Origin of the sequence: Prevotella sp. tf2-5 (assembly GCF_900115435.1) — a bacterium.
Classification (GTDB): Bacteria; Bacteroidota; Bacteroidia; order Bacteroidales; family Bacteroidaceae; genus Prevotella.
On record NZ_FOWK01000002.1, the window covers coordinates 392,969 to 409,444 of the forward strand.

Here is a 16,476-nt window from a genome sequence, read left to right on the forward strand (position 1 = left end):
CAAATTTAAGTATTATGGAAAATAACGAACTTATTGCCCAGTGTGAGGCACGGGCGAAAGAATGGCTCTCTCCAGCCTTTGACGAAGAGACACGTAAGGAAGTACAGGCGATGTTGGATAACCCCGACAAGACCGCGTTAATTGATGCTTTCTATCAGAACCTGGAATTCGGTACGGGTGGACTCCGTGGTATCATGGGCGCCGGTACGAATCGTATGAACAAGTATATCGTGGGTATGGCGACACAGGGTTTTGCCAACTATATCCTGAAGGCATTCCCCGGCAAACAGTGCTCTGTAGTCGTAGGGCATGACTGCCGTAATAACGGACGTATGTTCGCAGAGACTGTCGCAGACATCTTCTCAGCGAACGGCATCAAGGTATATCTCTTCGAGAGCCTTCGTCCTACACCGGAGATCTCCTTCGCCATCCGTGAGCTGGGCGCACAGGCTGGTGTGAACGTCACCGCCTCTCATAACCCTCGTGAGTATAACGGCTACAAGGCTTACTGGGATGATGGCGCACAGGTGTTGTCTCCGCATGACACGGGTATCATCGACGAGGTGAACAAGGTGACCATCAATGACGTGAAGTTCGAGGGTAACAAGGAACTCATCGAGATCATCGGTGGTGAGATGGACTGGGATTATATCCAGGCTGTCCATGAGGCATTGATCGACCAGGAGGTCATCAACCGTCAGAAAGACCTGAATATCGTCTATTCCGCAATGCACGGCACGGGTCGTCATATCGTTCCTATGGCACTGCGCTCTTGGGGCTTCCAGAATATTCATGTCGTCCCAGAGCAGATGGTGGTGGATGGTAACTTCCCAACAGTGGTCTCTCCGAACCCGGAGAACGCTGAGGCGATGACACTGGGTATGAAACTGGGTACCCGTCTGAATGCCGACCTCGTGATTGCCTCTGACCCTGACGCCGACCGCCTCGCTATCGTCGTTCGTAACCCGAAGGGTGAGTGGGAGATCATCAATGGTAACCAGACGGCTATGATGTTCTGCTGGTATATCATCACCAACCGTAAGAAGCTGGGTCTGATGAAGGGCAATGAGTTCCTGGTGAAGACCATCGTGACCTCTGAGGTGATCGCACAGATTGCCAAGAAGAACAATGTCGAGCTGTTCGACGAGTTCACAGGCTTCAAGTGGATTGCATACCGCATCCGTGTCAACGAGGGTAAGAAAAAGTATATCGGCGGTGGTGAGGAGAGCTTCGGCTTCCTGCCCTTCGACAAGGTTCGTGACAAGGATGCTCCTGCCTCTATCTGTCTGATCTGTGAGATTGCCGCATGGGCTAAGGATCAGGGCAAGACACTCTACGACCTGCTGATGGACATCTATGCTGAGTATGGCTTCTCGAAGGAGACGACGATCAACGTGGTGAAGCCGGGTAAGAGTGGCGCCGACGAGATCAAGCAGATGATGGAGGACTTCCGTAAGAATCCTCCTACGGAGATCGGCGGTTCTAAGATCTGTGTGTGGAAGGACTTCCGTTCTCTGGAACAGAAGAATGCTGACGGCACGACCTCTAAGATTGACATGCCTGCCACCTCTAACGTGCTGCAGTGGTTCTGCGAGGATGGCACGAAGATCAGTGTCCGTCCTTCCGGTACGGAGCCGAAGATCAAGTTCTACTGTGAGATCAAGGATCCTTCCTTCAAGTGCGCCGGGTGCTACGAGCGTTGCACCAATGCCGCTATGGAGAAGGTTGCCGCTATCAAGAAGAGCCTAAACCTCGACTAATCATATAGGTTCTACCAAAAAGTCCCTGCCTGGCATCATGCCTGGCAGGGACTTTTATCTTTGCATTAAAAAAGGGATTGGCATTTGCCTATCCCTTTCGTGATCCGGTCGGGATTCGAACCCGAGACCCACAGCTTAGAAGGCTGTTGCTCTATCCAGCTGAGCTACCAGACCATCAAATCGGGTGCAAAATTAAACAAAAATTGGGAGATAGCCAAATTTTATACTTTAAATCTTACATAGGTCCTGTCATCAAAGGAATCCTGCCCCTTCATAAACGCCTTGCTGGCAAGAAAGGTGTTGATGTTCAGCGGGTCGTTCTGTCGTTGTTCGTCAAGTCGTCGCTCACTCTCAGCAAGGGTGGGGCACAGGAAGGGATAGCCGTCGGTGGCAAAGACAAGCTCATGGGGCTGGAAGTCGAGGGTGAAGACGGGTACGTGTTGCTCAGCAATAGGGAAACCGTCAATCACAGAGAATGTGACGTTCTGTCGTTTCATGCTGTCGACGATATCCTGGAGGATATAGTCACGTGCCGTGTCATGGGTCAGTAACTCTTCCTGTGTGACCCCTTCCGCCAGCAGCTGTCTGGCATACTGGGCTCGTTTGGCGGCATAGACAGCCTCTTCGGGCTTGGGGTTGTCAAAGTATTGTCCGTCAATCAGACACTGGCAGTCGCCAATCATCCATATCTGTCGCTGCAGGCGGCTGTAGATGACAGCGGAGCAGGTCAACCGTTCCTCAGGATGCTCGATAAGTCGTTGCAGGCGTGACTTCTTGTAATGTTTGCGGATATAGGCAGTGACCCCGCGCAGGAACTCATGACAGGTCATCTGCCTGGGGGCATGACGCAGGTAGCGGCAGACCAGCCACATCGCCTGTCGCCCGTTACTGCGGAAGATGCTATGGCGATAGTCTGTCTTCGAGGTCGACCCGTCGATGACGGCGATAAAGTCAGGGGTGACGACGATGCCGTCCTCGCTTTTCTTTTGCGGGTTCTTCGCGATAAGGCTTTGCTCGATGATGGTCATGATACTTGCTGTCTGATGTATGCTGTCTGCTGTCTGTTGCCCGTTGGCTATTGTTCGTTTCCTTGTACCAGAAGAAATACTGTCGCTGGGCGAGTTTCTCCTTTTGGCTGTGGGCACTGTACACCTTCTCTAACGTATAGGGGTCATAGCCCGTATACCATGTCTCTGTGGACACCGTCATGGGTGTCGGCGTGAAGTCCTGAACCTGTTCCAAATGGAAGTTCAACTGTTTGGTAATCTCCGCCAGTTGTGCCATGTCCTGTTCTGTGCAGCCAGGGTGACTGGAGATGAAGTAGGGGATGATCTGCTGGTTGAGGTGCTCCTCTTTGTTGATACGGTCGAAGATACGCTTGAAGTCGTAGAACTGTTGGAACGACGGCTTCCGCATCAACTGCAACACCTTATCGCTGGTATGCTCTGGCGCTACCTTTAAGCGTCCGCTCACATGACGGGTGATCAACTCATGGGCATACTCCTTGGCGGCTTGGTTGCTTGCCTCGTCCTTGCTGTGGTGCAGGATGAGGTCGTAGCGCACACCACTGCCGATGAAACTCTTCTTCACACCGGGTACGGCATCCACGGCACGGTAGATATCCAGTAGTGCCGAATGGTTGGTGTCGAGGTTAGGACATATCTGTGGATGAACACAACTGGGACGCTTGCATTTCTCACATGCCTTGATATTACGCCCTTTCATGCCATACATATTCGCGGAGGGACCACCGAGGTCGGAGAGGTAGCCTTTGAAGTCGGGCATCTGAACGACCTGTCGGACCTCTTTGAGAATACTCTCTTTCGAGCGGCAGGCGATAAACTTACCCTGATGGGCAGAGATGGTACAGAATGCACAACCGCCAAAGCATCCGCGGTGGATATTGACGCTGTGTTTGATCATCTCGTAGGCAGGAATACGCTTACCCTTGTATTTCGGATGTGGCTGACGGGTATAGGGCAGGTCGAAGGAAGCATCCAGCTCCGCTGTCGTCATAGGAGGATAGGGTGGGTTCACGACCACACATGATGGCTGACGGCTGCTGTCGGATGTCAGACACCTGCCTTCTGCCTTCAGACTTCCCAGGGGTTGTATCAGTCGCTGTGCATGAATCATGTTCGACTGTTCCTCGATATGTCGGAAGTTCTCCGCTTGTTTCCGTTTGTCCTGCAGACATTCTTCATGAGAGTGAAGAACGATGTCCTGTTCCGTGATTCCACCCGGGATATCCTGTTTGTTGGCAAGGTATACTATCTGCGGCAAGTCATGTAACGCACTGACAGGTTGTCCCTCATCCAGTCGGCGAGCCAGTTCCAAAGTCGTCTTCTCTCCCATGCCATAGGTGATGATGTCGGCAGGAGCATCACAGAGGATACAGGGACGTAACCTGTCCTGCCAGTAGTCATAATGGGTCAGGCGGCGCAGGGAAGCCTCGATACCTCCCAGTACGATGGGCACGTCAGGATAGAGCTCTCGCAGGATGCGGCTATAGACGATGGTGGGATATTCCGGTCGCATGTCATGTCGTCCGTCAGGGCTATAGGCATCCTCGGAGCGCAGACGGCGGTTAGCTGTGTATTTGTTGACCATTGAGTCCATGCAACCTGGTGAGATACCGAAGAACAGGCGTGGGCGTCCCAGTTTCTTAAAGTCACGATAGTCACCATGCCAGTCGGGCTGTGGTACTATCGCCACCTTATAGCCCGCAGCTTCCAGTACTCGTCCGATAACAGCGGCACCGAAGGAGGGGTGGTCGACGTAAGCATCTCCACTAAACAGGATCACATCGACCTCCGTCCATCCGCGGAGGTCGAGTTCCTTCTTTGTCGTAGGTAGAAAATCCGTCAGCCTATATTCCATCCCTCAACTCTCAACTTTCAACTCTCAACTCTCAACTAATTAAACGGTGTCCCCTGGAAGGCGCGTGTTGTCATGCCGAGATTCCCATTACCACGGTTCTTCCAGTTAATAAACAACAGGACGAGTTGCTGCAGCCCGTATGCCTTCATGTTCTGGTGATAGATCACATCCAGGCAAAGGTCCAGCAGGTTCTTGTCCTTACCAGCGTCTGACTCCAGCATAGAGCGGATGTTCAGTTTCAGTTTGTCGAGGACCTGCTCGTCTACATAGCCGTTGGAGTCAATCAGGTCACGGAAGAGTTGATACTTCTCAATGGTTTCCAAATGTTGGTCGCTGATCTCGATACTTCGTGTACCGCTTGAATTGGTTTGAATCTTGTACATAATCTTAGATTTTTAGTTATTTTAATAAGAAATTTAATATACCACGCATGATAGATCTTTGTTTCTGTTCGTCTTTGATACACTCGAAGGGAAAGCCCATCACGAAAGAACGGTAATCTTTCCCTTTGTAGGCGACAGCCGCATCTTGTCCATCCGCATACTGCATGACAGTGAACGCGGGTGCCATAGGTCGGAGGATGTCAGCAGAGGTAGCGGCATAATGCTCCTCGTTGAGACGATTATAATAATATATCTGTGTGCCCATGCCATTGACCTGGTTGCTCTCGGATCGGTATTGTCCGCCATAGGTACATTTCAAGGTCTGAGCAACAAACTGCTCATCCTCCGAGCCAGCGATGTCCGTACCGATATAGGCGCCACTCACCAACAGTGCTCCTCCCTTATGGGTGTAGTTCTGCAGGACTTTCCGCATGGCAGGAACAAAAGACTTATAGTAAACCAGGCTGTGCCCGTCATTACGCTCCAGACCTAATACAAGGTCAACCAAGTCATAGCCCTTCAGTTTCACCTTCCCGGTCTCTACCGCCTTGCTGGAGGCACTGACGAAATTGTATTCGTTAGCCGATGCTATTGCCTTTGCGTGGGTAGTGACATAGTTGAAATCATTCCCCGCAATGAACATGCCAGCCAGCTCCTCACTGCTCCATCCGAGGTCATTCATGGTCTCTCCACCCGCCTGGTCCCTGTTGAAACAACGTTGCATGCCCACCCATCCGGCTGTTGCTCCGTAGGTGATACCGGGGTCGTCATCCATATTGAAACCTTGTTCTCGACTATTGTTGAGGACAGCTGGTGATGACAGACGATGGAAGCCATTGACAATCATAACGGTCTTCTTTGCCGAAGGAGTGTAATAGGCGGAAAGGACCTCTGTCGGGAAACTCCTTCCTCCTTTATTGACAGCCGCTACTTTGAAGTGGTAGAGGATGTTGGGCTCTAACTCTATCTCATGACTCTTTCCTTTGACGAGTACCCCATTGTCGAAATCGGCACCGCCCTCTGATGTAAAGATGATATAGCCAGTAGGAGAGGCTGACGGCTCTTGTGGGTCTTTCACCTCTTCCCATGACAGGTGTGCCTTGTTCTTTGATAGTTCAATGTGGAAATGATCAGGAGCTAACGGGGTGACCGTGCATGCCAAATTGTGTTGTTCACTGACATAGCGCAGGATGGTCTTGTAGATGATACGTGCCAGGGTAAACTTGAAATTGGGGTCTTGTCCATAGCGCATGTCAGGGAAGTTCTGGTGTGACAGGGTCTCCAGAATAGCACATGGTACGGCAGGGACACGACTCTCGGAGTAGTTGCGGTCATAAAGCTCCCTTCTGTTCCACCGTCCGTATTTATATTGGAGCTCATTGGTGACATTGGTCAATAACGCGTCAGCAAAATCACGGGAGGCCAGACGGGAAAGTCCCGCATTAAGCTTGCCGTCATTGAAATTAGAGGTGATAACAGATAAGCTGCCAATCAGTCCCTCACCATCTTTGGCAAAACCGGCATCACTATGTACTGCCAGAGCCAGCTCGATAGGAACGCCGAGTCCTTCACTATTGGGGACAAATGGGGAACCGCCGGCAAGATAGTTGGTCATATTTGACCGTACATTGATATCGTCAGCATAGTCGTCGGTGCCCTCTCTGCCGCTATATACCGTATAAGGCATACCAGCCCACTGTGCATAGTAACGGGCACCCTCTATGGCACGAGGCAGTCCACTGACCGTCTCACCGCGTTTGATGTTACCCATACCACCGCCGAAGCGCACGGCATCCGTGGTCACTACACCGTTACGGTCGCTCTGGTTAGTCAGTGTCACACGGTTGAACTCACTATATCCCTTGTCAAACTCAAAGGTACCGAGGTACACCCACGTACCTCCACCCATCTTCTGGTTGACATGGAAGACAGTGCGTTCACCCTTGTGCCAGATGGTGTATTCGGCATTGTCAATGCTGTTGTCCAAGGTCTGGTAACTTACATATACGGCATAACGACCTGTCTTGGGGAAGTCCGGCTGATAACTGGCAAGAGAATAACGGCTCTTGCTGTTTGTCGTCTTCACCATCCGTGCGGTACCAGCCTCAAAAGGATTCTCGTTGTCGATGTATGCAGAGTCGTGACAGGCAAAACCCGGAATATCTGTCGTCCTCCATTTGCCATGGGATGTCGCCTCGATATAGTTACGCTTACTGCCATCGTTATCCACAATGACTTCCTCTTTCTGCCATACGCGCTCCCGGGGAGTGAAAACGACGGCTCCCGCATGCTCCAACATCGGGATGAGGTAAGGTACTACGATGGTTTGGGTAAAGAGATCCTCTGTCGTTCCGAAGAGCTTGGGACGTTGCCATTTCCACAGTCCTGTCTTGTTGTCGAAATATCGTCCGTGGCTTGCCCATAGCGAGAGATGCCTGCCCTGCAGTCCTTCCTTGATATCATAGGGTATGTTCACGTTCCTCACCCATGGCTCCCCTTGGTAGTCTGTGCTCCATATGCGACTGTCATCTTTGTGCTTCTTGAGACGGTTAGGAACTAGTTCCTGTATCTCATACTGGTGGGTCTCCACCTTCAGATAGTAGCTGGCATAGGGTGATGGCAGTAGTTGTTTGATCTTACTATAAATATTTTCTACCACCTGGGGGGTGAAAGACTGTTCGGCAAAGGCATCGTTGGCGGTAACGGTGATCGTCTCGCTCTCGTCGTCTATCTGTAGGTCGGTCAGGTGGGCAGCTCTTGAAAACTGTGCCCCCTCTGGCTTATAGTTCTTGAAATAGTTCTCTAATTTGTCCTTGATGCCAGTAGTGTTCTCCTTTTGTGCCCAGCCATGATATGGACAGAGCACGGCAATCAGGATCATGATGATTGTCAGTCTTTTCATTCTATGTCTCCTAATGCGAAGTTCTCTGGTTTCTTTCCCTTGAACTTACTGAAATATAGTTTGATCTCTCGCATTTGCTGGTCGAGGTCACCATTGGGTATAATCGTTTTTGTACATTCAATCAGTCGTTTCTCGTAGTCGATACCATAGAGCAGGATAGGCAGCTCCGCCTTGAGGGCGATAAAGTAGAAACCTTTCTTCCAGTCGGGATTCGGTGAGCGGGTTCCCTCTGGTGTGATACACAGCCGGAAGGTCTTTGCCTGCCGTGCCGTCTCAGCCAGGTTGTCAGTCATACTCGTATGCTTGGAGCGCCATACGGGGATGCCGCCTAACCGCTTGAAGATAGGACCGAGGGGCCAGAAGAACCATTCTTTCTTCATCAGGAAGTTACTGTCAAGACCTGTGGCACCGTTATAAAGCTGTCCGAGAACAAAATCCCAGTTGGTGGTGTGGGGAGCCAGACAGATAATATACTTGTCGGGGTGAGCCTCCGTCACTTCGGCGGTCCACCCCATGTGTTTGTACAGTAACCAGTTACAAAATTTTCTCCACATGTTTCTTACAGATTATTAATATGGTCAAGAATCTCAACGACTTCCTTACTGAACTTTTCCTTGAGGTCCTTGTAATATTGTTTTGCGGGCATTCCCGGTTCTGGATGGGAAATACGGCTGATGTAGTTCTTTTGAACTTTAGCGATAGAGAGCAGGATCGTTTCTGCCTCAGGGTGATTAGGTGAGTTTCCATACAACGATGCTGCTACGAAGTCTACAAAGAGTTCCTCACAGATAAGGTTGATTTGTTTTTTCAATGTTTTCTTGTTTGCCATAAATAGTGTCCTCCTTAAATTGTTATTTGTTTTGAACTCCAAAGATACGGATAAATTTTGACTTACATCATATTTCATCACATAAAAAAGATTAAAAAGCAGAAAATAGCACTTATTCTTTCTTATTTCTTACAGAAATTGATTAATTTTGTCAGCCAATTGAGCATTATCGTTATTTAATTAAATAAGAATTTATGGAAAAGAGTGCATTGCAGAACGCAAGAGCAGCCTATCAGCCTAAATTGCCAAAGGCTCTTCAAGGCGCAGTGAAAATCAAAGAAGGTAAGGCAACACAGAGTGTTGGTGATCAGGAAGAAATCAAGAAACTGTTCCCTAACACCTATGGTATGCCTATCGTAGAGTTCGAGCCTGCTACCGAGGCAAACACGAAGAAGATGAACGTGGGTATCATCCTTTCAGGTGGTCAGGCTCCTGGCGGTCACAACGTCATTACCGGTCTTTTCGACCAGATTAAGAAGCTGAATCCCGAAAACCGTCTGTACGGTTTCATCCTTGGTCCTGGTGGTCTGGTAGACCATAATTATATGGAGCTGACCAAGGATATTATTGACGAGTATCGTAATACCGGTGGTTTCGATATGATCGGCTCTGGTCGTACGAAACTGGAGAAGGTAGACCAGTTTGAGAAGGGTTTGGAGATTATCCGTGAGCTCGACATCAAGGCTATTGTGATTATCGGTGGTGACGACTCAAATACCAATGCCTGCGTACTCGCAGAGTATTATGCTGCAAAGAACTATGGCGTACAGGTGATCGGTTGTCCGAAAACCATCGATGGTGACCTGAAAAATGATCAGATTGAGACCTCTTTCGGTTTCGATACCGCTTGTAAGACATACTCAGAGCTCATCGGTAATATCGAGCGTGACTGTAACTCTGCCCGTAAATACTGGCACTTTATCAAGGTGATGGGTCGCTCAGCCTCTCATATCGCCCTGGAGTGTGCATTACAGACACAGCCAAATATCTGCCTTGTCTCTGAGGAGATAGAGGCAAAGTCTATGAGTCTCGACGATGTCGTGGCGTATATCGCCAATGCCGTATGCGTACGTGCTGCCGAGGGAAATAACTTTGGTACAGTCATCATCCCAGAGGGTGTTATCGAGTTCATTCCTGCCATCAAGAAATTGATCGCACAGCTTAATGACGTACTTGCTATGCCTGAGGCTAAGGATATCAGCCGTGATGAGCAGGTTGACTTCGCCAAGAGTCATCTCACCGAGGAGAACCTTGCGGTATTCAACAGCCTGCCTGTTGGTGTGGCTCGTCAGCTTGCCCTCGACCGTGATCCTCACGGAAACGTACAGGTGTCACTCATTGAGACAGAGAAACTGCTCTCTACCATGGTGGCACAGAAGCTCGAGAAGATGAAGAAGGCAGGTAAGTACGCTGGTAAGTTCTCTGCCCAGCACCATTTCTTCGGCTATGAGGGACGTTGCGCGGCACCTTCTAATTTCGATGCCGACTATTGTTATGCGCTTGGTACCTCTGCAGCCCAGTTGATCGCTAATGGTAAGACAGGTTACATGGCTATCGTGAAGAATACTACGGCTCCTGCCGACAAGTGGATCGCAGGTGGTGTGCCCATTACCATGATGATGAACATGGAGAAGCGTAATGGTGAGATGAAGCCTGTTATCCGTAAGGCACTCGTAGAACTTGACGGTGCGCCTTTCAAATGCTTCGCGGCACAACGTGACCGTTGGGCCAAGGAGACCTGCTATGTATATCCCGGACCTATCCAGTATTGGGGACCGTCTGAGGTATGCGACCAGCCCACAATGACGCTGGCTCTTGAGCAGGCAAAATAATTGAATATGCCGACAAAGCGTAAACCGCAACAAAAGCGACGCTTGACGAGTCCTGTCCGCCATAAGCGGCCAGGACTCTTAGTGCGTCTTATCCAACGTATGCCAGGTTGGGCGTGGTGGATTGGCGGTGCTTTAATCGTCGCGTTATATGTCTTTTTCTTCTATTACATTTTTGTAGGTCCCTTTGGATTCCGTTGGCGTGCCCTTTACGGTGATGTCAATTACCCCGAGGGATATGAGATTCATGGTATTGACATCAGTCATCATCAGGGTACCATTGACTGGCAGGAACTGAAGGACAACGGCCAGATAGACAAGTATCCCGTGCGTTTCATTTATATGAAAGCGACGGAGGGTGCCAGTATCGTTGACGAGAATTTTTACGACAACTTTCATCAGGCTCGTGAGTATGGCTTTACTCGCGGTGCCTATCATTTTTATAGTGTCCATTCTCCGGCAAAGGCTCAGGCGGAATATTTCATCCGCCATGTGAAATTGGAGAATGGTGACCTTCCACCGGTACTTGACGTGGAGCACAAGCCCAAGAACCAGACTGACGAGCAGTTTAAGGCGAGTGTCTTGGAATGGTTGGATATTGTGGAGAAACACTATAAGGTAAAGCCTATAATCTATACGTATTATAAGTTTAAGTTAAAATACCTAAGTGACTCGGTATTTGATAGTTATCCGTATTGGATAGCTCACTATTATGTCGAGCAGGTGGAGTATGAGGGACCATGGAAATTCTGGCAGCATACCGATAATGGTCGTCTTCCAGGCATCAAGGGTACGGTCGATTTTAATATTTACAATGGCTCTTTTTATGACCTTCGTAAACTCACGATCGGAGCTCGTGAGCAGATCGGGGAGGATGCCTATCTGGACGAATAAGGACAAAATATCTGCATTTTCGTTGGGATTTAGACGGAAAATGTGTAATTTTGCAAACTAAATTAGGAAAAGAACAAATACTTGATATAAAATGAAACATCCATTACGCAGTGCGGTATGCACAGAAGGAAGAAGAATGGCAGGAGCGCGTGCGCTCTGGGTTGCCACAGGTATGAAACATGAGCAGTTCGGTAAGCCGATCATCGCCGTCGTCAACTCGTTTACCCAGTTTGTGCCAGGACATACGCATCTGCATGAGATAGGACAGATCGTCCGTGAGGAGATAGAGAAGATGGGTTGTTATGCCGCAGAGTTCAATACCATCGCCATTGACGACGGTATCGCCATGGGACATGACGGTATGCTCTATTCCTTGCCCTCACGCGATATCATCGCCGACTCAGTGGAGTATATGGTGAACGCTCATAAGGCAGATGCGATGATATGTATCTCCAACTGTGACAAGGTGACACCAGGTATGCTGATGGCATCGATGCGCCTGAATATCCCCACCATCTTCTGCTCTGGCGGTCCGATGGAGGCAGGAAAGTGGCGTGGTGAGAATGCCGACCTTATCACGGCGATGGTGAAAGGTGCCGATCCTTCTGTAACGGATGAGGAGATGAAAGAGATAGAAGGTTGTGCTTGCCCAGGCTGCGGTAGCTGTTCGGGTATGTTTACCGCTAACTCGATGAACTCCCTGACGGAGGCCATCGGACTCTCTCTGCCTGGTAACGGTACCATTCTCGCTACCCATACCAACCGTGTGGAGTTGTTTAAGCAGGCTGCCCGTCAGATCGTGAAGAATGCCTTTGCGTACTATCAAGATGGTGACGAGAGCGTGTTGCCTCGGAATATCGCTACCCGTCAGGCTTTCCTGAATGCGATGACACTGGATATCGCTATGGGTGGTTCAACCAATACAGTACTCCACCTGTTAGCAGTAGCTCAAGAAGCTGGTGCAGACTTCACCATCAATGATATTGACGCATTGAGTCGTAAGACCCCATGTCTCTGCAAACTGGCTCCTAATACGCAGAAGTATAGTGTACAGGAGTGTAACCGCGCAGGTGGTATCCTTGGTATTATGCATGAATTATCCAAGGGCGGACTCATCGAGAAGTCGGCACCTCGTGTCGATGGTATGACGATCGGAGAGGCAATGGACAAGTATTGTATCACGGACGGACGTGTCGACTATGACGCCAACCGTATCTACCAGAGTGCTCCCGGCAACCGCTTCTCCACAAAGATGGGAAGTCAGAGTGAGGAGTGGGGCACCCTTGACACCGACCGTGCCAACGGGTGTATCCGTGACTTGGAGCATGCCTACACAAAAGACGGCGGTCTTGCCGTACTTTTTGGAAACATCGCACAGGACGGCTGTGTGGTGAAGACTGCTGGTGTGGATGAAAGCCTGTGGCATTTCGAAGGTCCTGCCGTCTGCTTCGACTCACAGGAAGATGCCTGTGAGGGAATCCTTGGCGGTAAGGTGAAGAAAGGCGACTGTGTCGTCATCACTCATGAGGGACCGAAGGGTGGACCGGGTATGCAGGAGATGTTATATCCTACCAGTTATATCAAGTCAATGCATATGGGTAAAGAGTGTGCCCTTATTACTGACGGACGTTTCTCCGGCGGTACCAGCGGACTCTCTATCGGACATATCTCACCAGAGGCTGCCGCTGGTGGTAATATCGGTAAGATCAAGGACGGTGACATTATTGTAATAGACATTCCTAACCGCAGTATCAATGTAAAACTCTCTGACGAGGAGCTGGCGGCACGTCCGCAGCAGCCGCTGAAGCGCCAGCGTGAGATCAGCAAGGCACTGAGAGCTTACGCCCAGAGTGTCAGCTCAGCCGATAAGGGAGGAGTAAGAATTATAGACTAGAACATCTAGAGCATCTAGAAAATCTAGAGTATCTAGAGCATCTAGAAAAAATAAGAATTATGAGAGACAGAATTACAGGATCGAAGGCGCTGATGCGTGCCTTACAGGCAGAAGGGGTAAAGACCATCTTTGGTTACCCGGGCGGAAGTATCATGCCCGTCTACGACGCGCTCTTCGACTATACACGAGGTGAAAAGAAGTGTTTTGACCATATCCTGGTACGCCATGAACAAGGTGCTACCCATGCCGCAGAGGGCTATGCCCGTGTCTCTGGCGAGGTGGGTGTTGCCCTGGTGACCAGTGGTCCTGGTGTGACAAACACCCTGACAGGTATTGCTGATGCGATGTTGGACTCTACGCCCATCGTGGTGATTGCCGGACAGGTAGCCATCAATGCGTTGGGTACTGATGCCTTTCAGGAGGTTGACCTCGTGGGTGTCGCCCAGCCAATCTCCAAATGGAGCTATCAGATCCGTCATGCCGAGGATGTCGCATGGGCAGTAAGTCGTGCTTTCTATATTGCCCGTACGGGCAGACCAGGTCCTGTCGTCCTTGACTTCCCTCGTAACGCACAGGTGGAAGAGATAGACTGGGAACCTGCGAAGGTGGACTTCGTCCGTTCCTATGTGGCTTATCCGAAACTGAACATGGAGGCTGTCCGTGAGGCTGCCGAACTGATCAATAACGCCAAGAAACCTCTTGCGCTGGTAGGGCAGGGTGTTGAGTTAGGTCATGCTCAGGAAGAGCTGAAGACTTTCTTGGAGAAAGCGGATATCCCCGCTGGTCGTACGATGCTCGGACTGAGTGCCTTACCCTCTGACCATCCGCTGAATGTAGGTATGCTGGGTATGCATGGTAACTACGCTGTTAACCTGAAGGAGCAGGAGTGTGACGTGCTGATAGCTATCGGTATGCGTTTCAGTGACCGTGTGACGGGTAATACCAAGACGTATGCCAAGCAGGCGAAGATCATTCATCTGGATATCGACCGCAGTGAGATAGACAAGAATGTGAAGACCGATGTGGCTGTCGTCGCCGACTGTAAGGAGTCGCTGCCCGCCCTCACGGCATTGTTGAATAAGAACAAGCATACGGAATGGCGTAACTCGTTCAGGGAGTTGGATGAGAAGGAGCGTACGAAAGTCATCGAGCCTGCCATCCACCCCAAGGAAGGACCGCTGTTGATGGGTGAGGTCGTCAATGCCGTCGCAGAGAAAGCCCCGAAGGGAACAGTCCTCGTAACGGATGTGGGACAGAATCAGCTCTTTGCTACCCGTTATTTCAAATATCCTGAGAAGCGTAGTATCTGTACCAGTGGCGGTCTGGGTACGATGGGCTATGGTATGCCTGCCGCCATCGGCGCAACATTTGCCACTGACCGTATGGTGGTCTGTTTCATGGGTGACGGTGGTTTCCAGATGAACATCCAGGAGTTAGGTACTATCATGGAGCAGCAGGCTCCTGTGAAGATGATAGTCATGAACAATAACTATCTGGGTAATGTGCGCCAGTGGCAGGATATGTTCTGGCGTCGTCGTAAGTCATTCACGAAGATGCTCAACCCCTGTTACGAGCTGATAGCGAAGGGCTATGGTATTGCCTACGAGGCAGTGACCGACCGTGCCAACCTTGCCGCTGCCGTGGAGAAGATGCTGGCGACCAAGGGTCCGTATATCTTGGAGTGTGCCATCAAGGAGGATGATGACGTGTTGCCGATGACACCTCCGGGAATGAATGTGAATGACATGATGTTGGAGATTTGATGTAAGAAGTAAGATGAAAGAGAAGAATAAACTATATACACTGCTGGTATACTCAGAGAACGTCGCAGGTATCCTGAATCAGATCACGGCAGTCTTTACGCGCCGTCAGGTGAATATCGAGAGTCTGAACGTGTCGGCATCCAGTATTGAGGGAGTACATAAGTACACCATCACCGCCTGGAGCGATGAGGACCAGATTATCAAGATCACCAAACAGATTGAGAAGAAGATTGACGTGGTGAAGGCAAACTATTTCACCGATGACCAGTTGTTTATCCGTGAGACAGGACTTTATAAGTTGTCCACGGACTTGGTGATGCAGAATCCGGAGATATCACGCACCATCCGCAGGTCTGACGCCAGTATCACGGAAGTCAATCCCACCTATATCATCGTGATGAAGAATGGTCGTACGGAGGACATCATCTCTCTCTACCGTGCTCTGAATGAGTTCGGTTGCGTACTCCAGTACACCCGCAGCGGACGTATCGCCGTCACCCGTGGCACACAGGAGCAGGTCAGCGAGTTCTTAGAGGAAAGGGAACGCCAGCATGGATAAGGTCGGTTGTTATCCTTTTATGGCAGAACCGTTCCACTGTGACTTCAGTGGCAGACTGTTTATGGGGCATCTGGGTAACCACATGCTCAATGCCGCTGATTTTCATAGCTCGGCACGTGGCTTCGGCATGAAGTACCTCATGACGATCAAGCGTTCATGGGTGCTGTCACGCCTTGCCATCGAGATGGAGGAGATGCCGTTGCAATACACGAAGTTTAATGTGGAGACGTGGGTGGAGAGTGCTATGCGCTATTTCACCAGCCGTAACTTCGCGGTTGTCGATGAGTCCGGCAAGGTATATGGCTACGGTCGCTCTATCTGGGCGATGATAGACACCGAGAGTCGCCAGCCCACTGATATCTACGCCATCGACAATGGTGCCATCGAACAGTGGATCGTCAAGGACAAGGAGTGTCCCATCGACAAGGGTGGGAGAGTGAGGATGGGTGATGCCGCGAGACTGGCGCGTACCATCGACACCTATTATAATGATGTGGACATCAACGGACATATCAACTCAGTGAAGTATATCGAGCACGTACTCGACCTCTGGGATATGGCATGGTATAAGGAGCACCGTATCAAACGTTTCGAGATCGCCTACGTCGCTGAGGCACATGCCGGTGACCGTCTCTCGTTCTATATCGAGGAAGAGACGCCCTCCACTTTCAATGTCCGCATCTGTAAAGATAACGATGTGGAGTGCTGCCGTAGTAAAGTCGTCTTTGTTTAACTAAAATCGATATCATGCGCTCTCTGCTACTGTTTTTACTGTTCTTGCCA

The 16,476-nt window shown here is 50.2% G+C and carries 13 protein-coding genes and 1 tRNA gene; 7 read left to right on the forward strand and 7 right to left on the reverse strand.

Going from position 1 to position 16,476, the window contains the following annotated elements; translation table 11 throughout:
* Positions 1 to 14 precede the first annotated feature (14 nt).
* Positions 15 to 1,760 (forward strand): phospho-sugar mutase, encoded by a 1,746-nt coding sequence (locus BM257_RS03565; protein ID WP_177216004.1) that lies wholly within the window; start codon positions 15 to 17, stop codon positions 1,758 to 1,760.
* Positions 1,761 to 1,860: 100 nt separating this feature from the next.
* Here BM257_RS03565 and BM257_RS03570 read toward each other — a convergent pair.
* From BM257_RS03570 to BM257_RS03600, 7 genes are all read right to left on the reverse strand, one after another.
* A tRNA-Arg gene (locus tag BM257_RS03570) sits at positions 1,861 to 1,934 on the reverse strand.
* Positions 1,935 to 1,981: 47 nt separating this feature from the next.
* The gene (locus tag BM257_RS03575; protein WP_092068308.1) at positions 1,982 to 2,788 is read right to left on the reverse strand and encodes a hypothetical protein; all 807 of its coding nucleotides are present in this window, start codon (positions 2,786 to 2,788) and stop codon (positions 1,982 to 1,984) included.
* On the reverse strand, positions 2,712 to 4,640 hold the full coding sequence (locus tag BM257_RS03580) for a YgiQ family radical SAM protein (protein ID WP_092068311.1): 1,929 nt from the start codon (positions 4,638 to 4,640) through the stop codon (positions 2,712 to 2,714). The genes BM257_RS03575 and BM257_RS03580 overlap by 77 nt, the downstream gene beginning before the upstream one ends.
* Positions 4,641 to 4,675: 35 nt before the next feature.
* A complete protein-coding gene (locus BM257_RS03585; RefSeq protein WP_092068313.1) occupies positions 4,676 to 5,023 on the reverse strand; it encodes a hypothetical protein in 348 nt (115 codons plus the stop codon).
* 16 nt (positions 5,024 to 5,039) lie between these two features.
* On the reverse strand, positions 5,040 to 7,925 hold the full coding sequence (locus tag BM257_RS03590; protein ID WP_092068316.1) for a golvesin C-terminal-like domain-containing protein: 2,886 nt from the start codon (positions 7,923 to 7,925) through the stop codon (positions 5,040 to 5,042).
* Complete coding sequence (locus BM257_RS03595) at positions 7,922 to 8,479, reverse strand: 1-acyl-sn-glycerol-3-phosphate acyltransferase (protein WP_092068318.1); 558 nt, start codon at positions 8,477 to 8,479, stop codon at positions 7,922 to 7,924. The genes BM257_RS03590 and BM257_RS03595 overlap by 4 nt, the downstream gene beginning before the upstream one ends.
* 5 nt (positions 8,480 to 8,484) lie before the next feature.
* On the reverse strand, positions 8,485 to 8,754 hold the full coding sequence (locus BM257_RS03600) for a hypothetical protein (protein ID WP_092068469.1): 270 nt from the start codon (positions 8,752 to 8,754) through the stop codon (positions 8,485 to 8,487).
* Between the two features lie 194 nt (positions 8,755 to 8,948).
* On the opposite strand from BM257_RS03600, the gene BM257_RS03605 reads away from it, so the two are divergent.
* The 6 genes from BM257_RS03605 (at position 8,949) to BM257_RS03630 (ending at position 16,426) form a co-directional block, all read left to right on the forward strand.
* Positions 8,949 to 10,586: a diphosphate--fructose-6-phosphate 1-phosphotransferase gene (locus BM257_RS03605; protein ID WP_092068321.1), complete on the forward strand. Its 1,638-nt coding sequence runs from the start codon at positions 8,949 to 8,951 to the stop codon at positions 10,584 to 10,586.
* Between the two features lie 6 nt (positions 10,587 to 10,592).
* On the forward strand, positions 10,593 to 11,477 hold the full coding sequence (locus BM257_RS03610; RefSeq protein WP_092068324.1) for a glycoside hydrolase family 25 protein: 885 nt from the start codon (positions 10,593 to 10,595) through the stop codon (positions 11,475 to 11,477).
* 91 nt (positions 11,478 to 11,568) lie between these two features.
* On the forward strand, positions 11,569 to 13,371 hold the full coding sequence (gene ilvD / locus BM257_RS03615) for a dihydroxy-acid dehydratase (protein WP_092068327.1): 1,803 nt from the start codon (positions 11,569 to 11,571) through the stop codon (positions 13,369 to 13,371).
* A 59-nt stretch (positions 13,372 to 13,430) separates the two neighbouring features.
* Positions 13,431 to 15,134, forward strand: coding sequence for a biosynthetic-type acetolactate synthase large subunit (gene ilvB, locus BM257_RS03620; protein WP_369821294.1), 1,704 nt, complete (start codon positions 13,431 to 13,433; stop codon positions 15,132 to 15,134).
* Positions 15,135 to 15,147: 13 nt separating this feature from the next.
* Positions 15,148 to 15,693, forward strand: a complete 546-nt coding sequence (gene ilvN, locus BM257_RS03625; protein ID WP_092068333.1) for an acetolactate synthase small subunit — start codon at positions 15,148 to 15,150, stop codon at positions 15,691 to 15,693.
* A complete protein-coding gene (locus BM257_RS03630) occupies positions 15,686 to 16,426 on the forward strand; it encodes an acyl-[acyl-carrier-protein] thioesterase (protein WP_092068336.1) in 741 nt (246 codons plus the stop codon). The genes ilvN and BM257_RS03630 overlap by 8 nt, the downstream gene beginning before the upstream one ends.
* Positions 16,427 to 16,476 lie beyond the last annotated feature (50 nt).

Bases quoted from the DNA above. Each gene is read 5' to 3' on its own strand.
- BM257_RS03605 (WP_092068321.1), top strand. From the start codon at position 8,949: ATGGAAAAGAGTGCATTGCAGAACGCAAGAGCAGCCTATCAGCCTAAA.
- BM257_RS03595 (WP_092068318.1), bottom strand. From the start codon at position 8,479: ATGTGGAGAAAATTTTGTAACTGGTTACTGTACAAACACATGGGGTGG.
- BM257_RS03565 (WP_177216004.1), top strand. From the start codon at position 15: ATGGAAAATAACGAACTTATTGCCCAGTGTGAGGCACGGGCGAAAGAA.
- BM257_RS03585 (WP_092068313.1), bottom strand. From the start codon at position 5,023: ATGTACAAGATTCAAACCAATTCAAGCGGTACACGAAGTATCGAGATC.
- BM257_RS03575 (WP_092068308.1), bottom strand. From the start codon at position 2,788: ATGACCATCATCGAGCAAAGCCTTATCGCGAAGAACCCGCAAAAGAAA.
- ilvN (WP_092068333.1), top strand. From the start codon at position 15,148: ATGAAAGAGAAGAATAAACTATATACACTGCTGGTATACTCAGAGAAC.
- ilvD (WP_092068327.1), top strand. From the start codon at position 11,569: ATGAAACATCCATTACGCAGTGCGGTATGCACAGAAGGAAGAAGAATG.
- BM257_RS03610 (WP_092068324.1), top strand. From the start codon at position 10,593: ATGCCGACAAAGCGTAAACCGCAACAAAAGCGACGCTTGACGAGTCCT.
- ilvB (WP_369821294.1), top strand. From the start codon at position 13,431: ATGAGAGACAGAATTACAGGATCGAAGGCGCTGATGCGTGCCTTACAG.
- BM257_RS03600 (WP_092068469.1), bottom strand. From the start codon at position 8,754: ATGGCAAACAAGAAAACATTGAAAAAACAAATCAACCTTATCTGTGAG.
- BM257_RS03590 (WP_092068316.1), bottom strand. From the start codon at position 7,925: ATGAAAAGACTGACAATCATCATGATCCTGATTGCCGTGCTCTGTCCA.
- BM257_RS03580 (WP_092068311.1), bottom strand. From the start codon at position 4,640: ATGGAATATAGGCTGACGGATTTTCTACCTACGACAAAGAAGGAACTC.
- BM257_RS03630 (WP_092068336.1), top strand. From the start codon at position 15,686: ATGGATAAGGTCGGTTGTTATCCTTTTATGGCAGAACCGTTCCACTGT.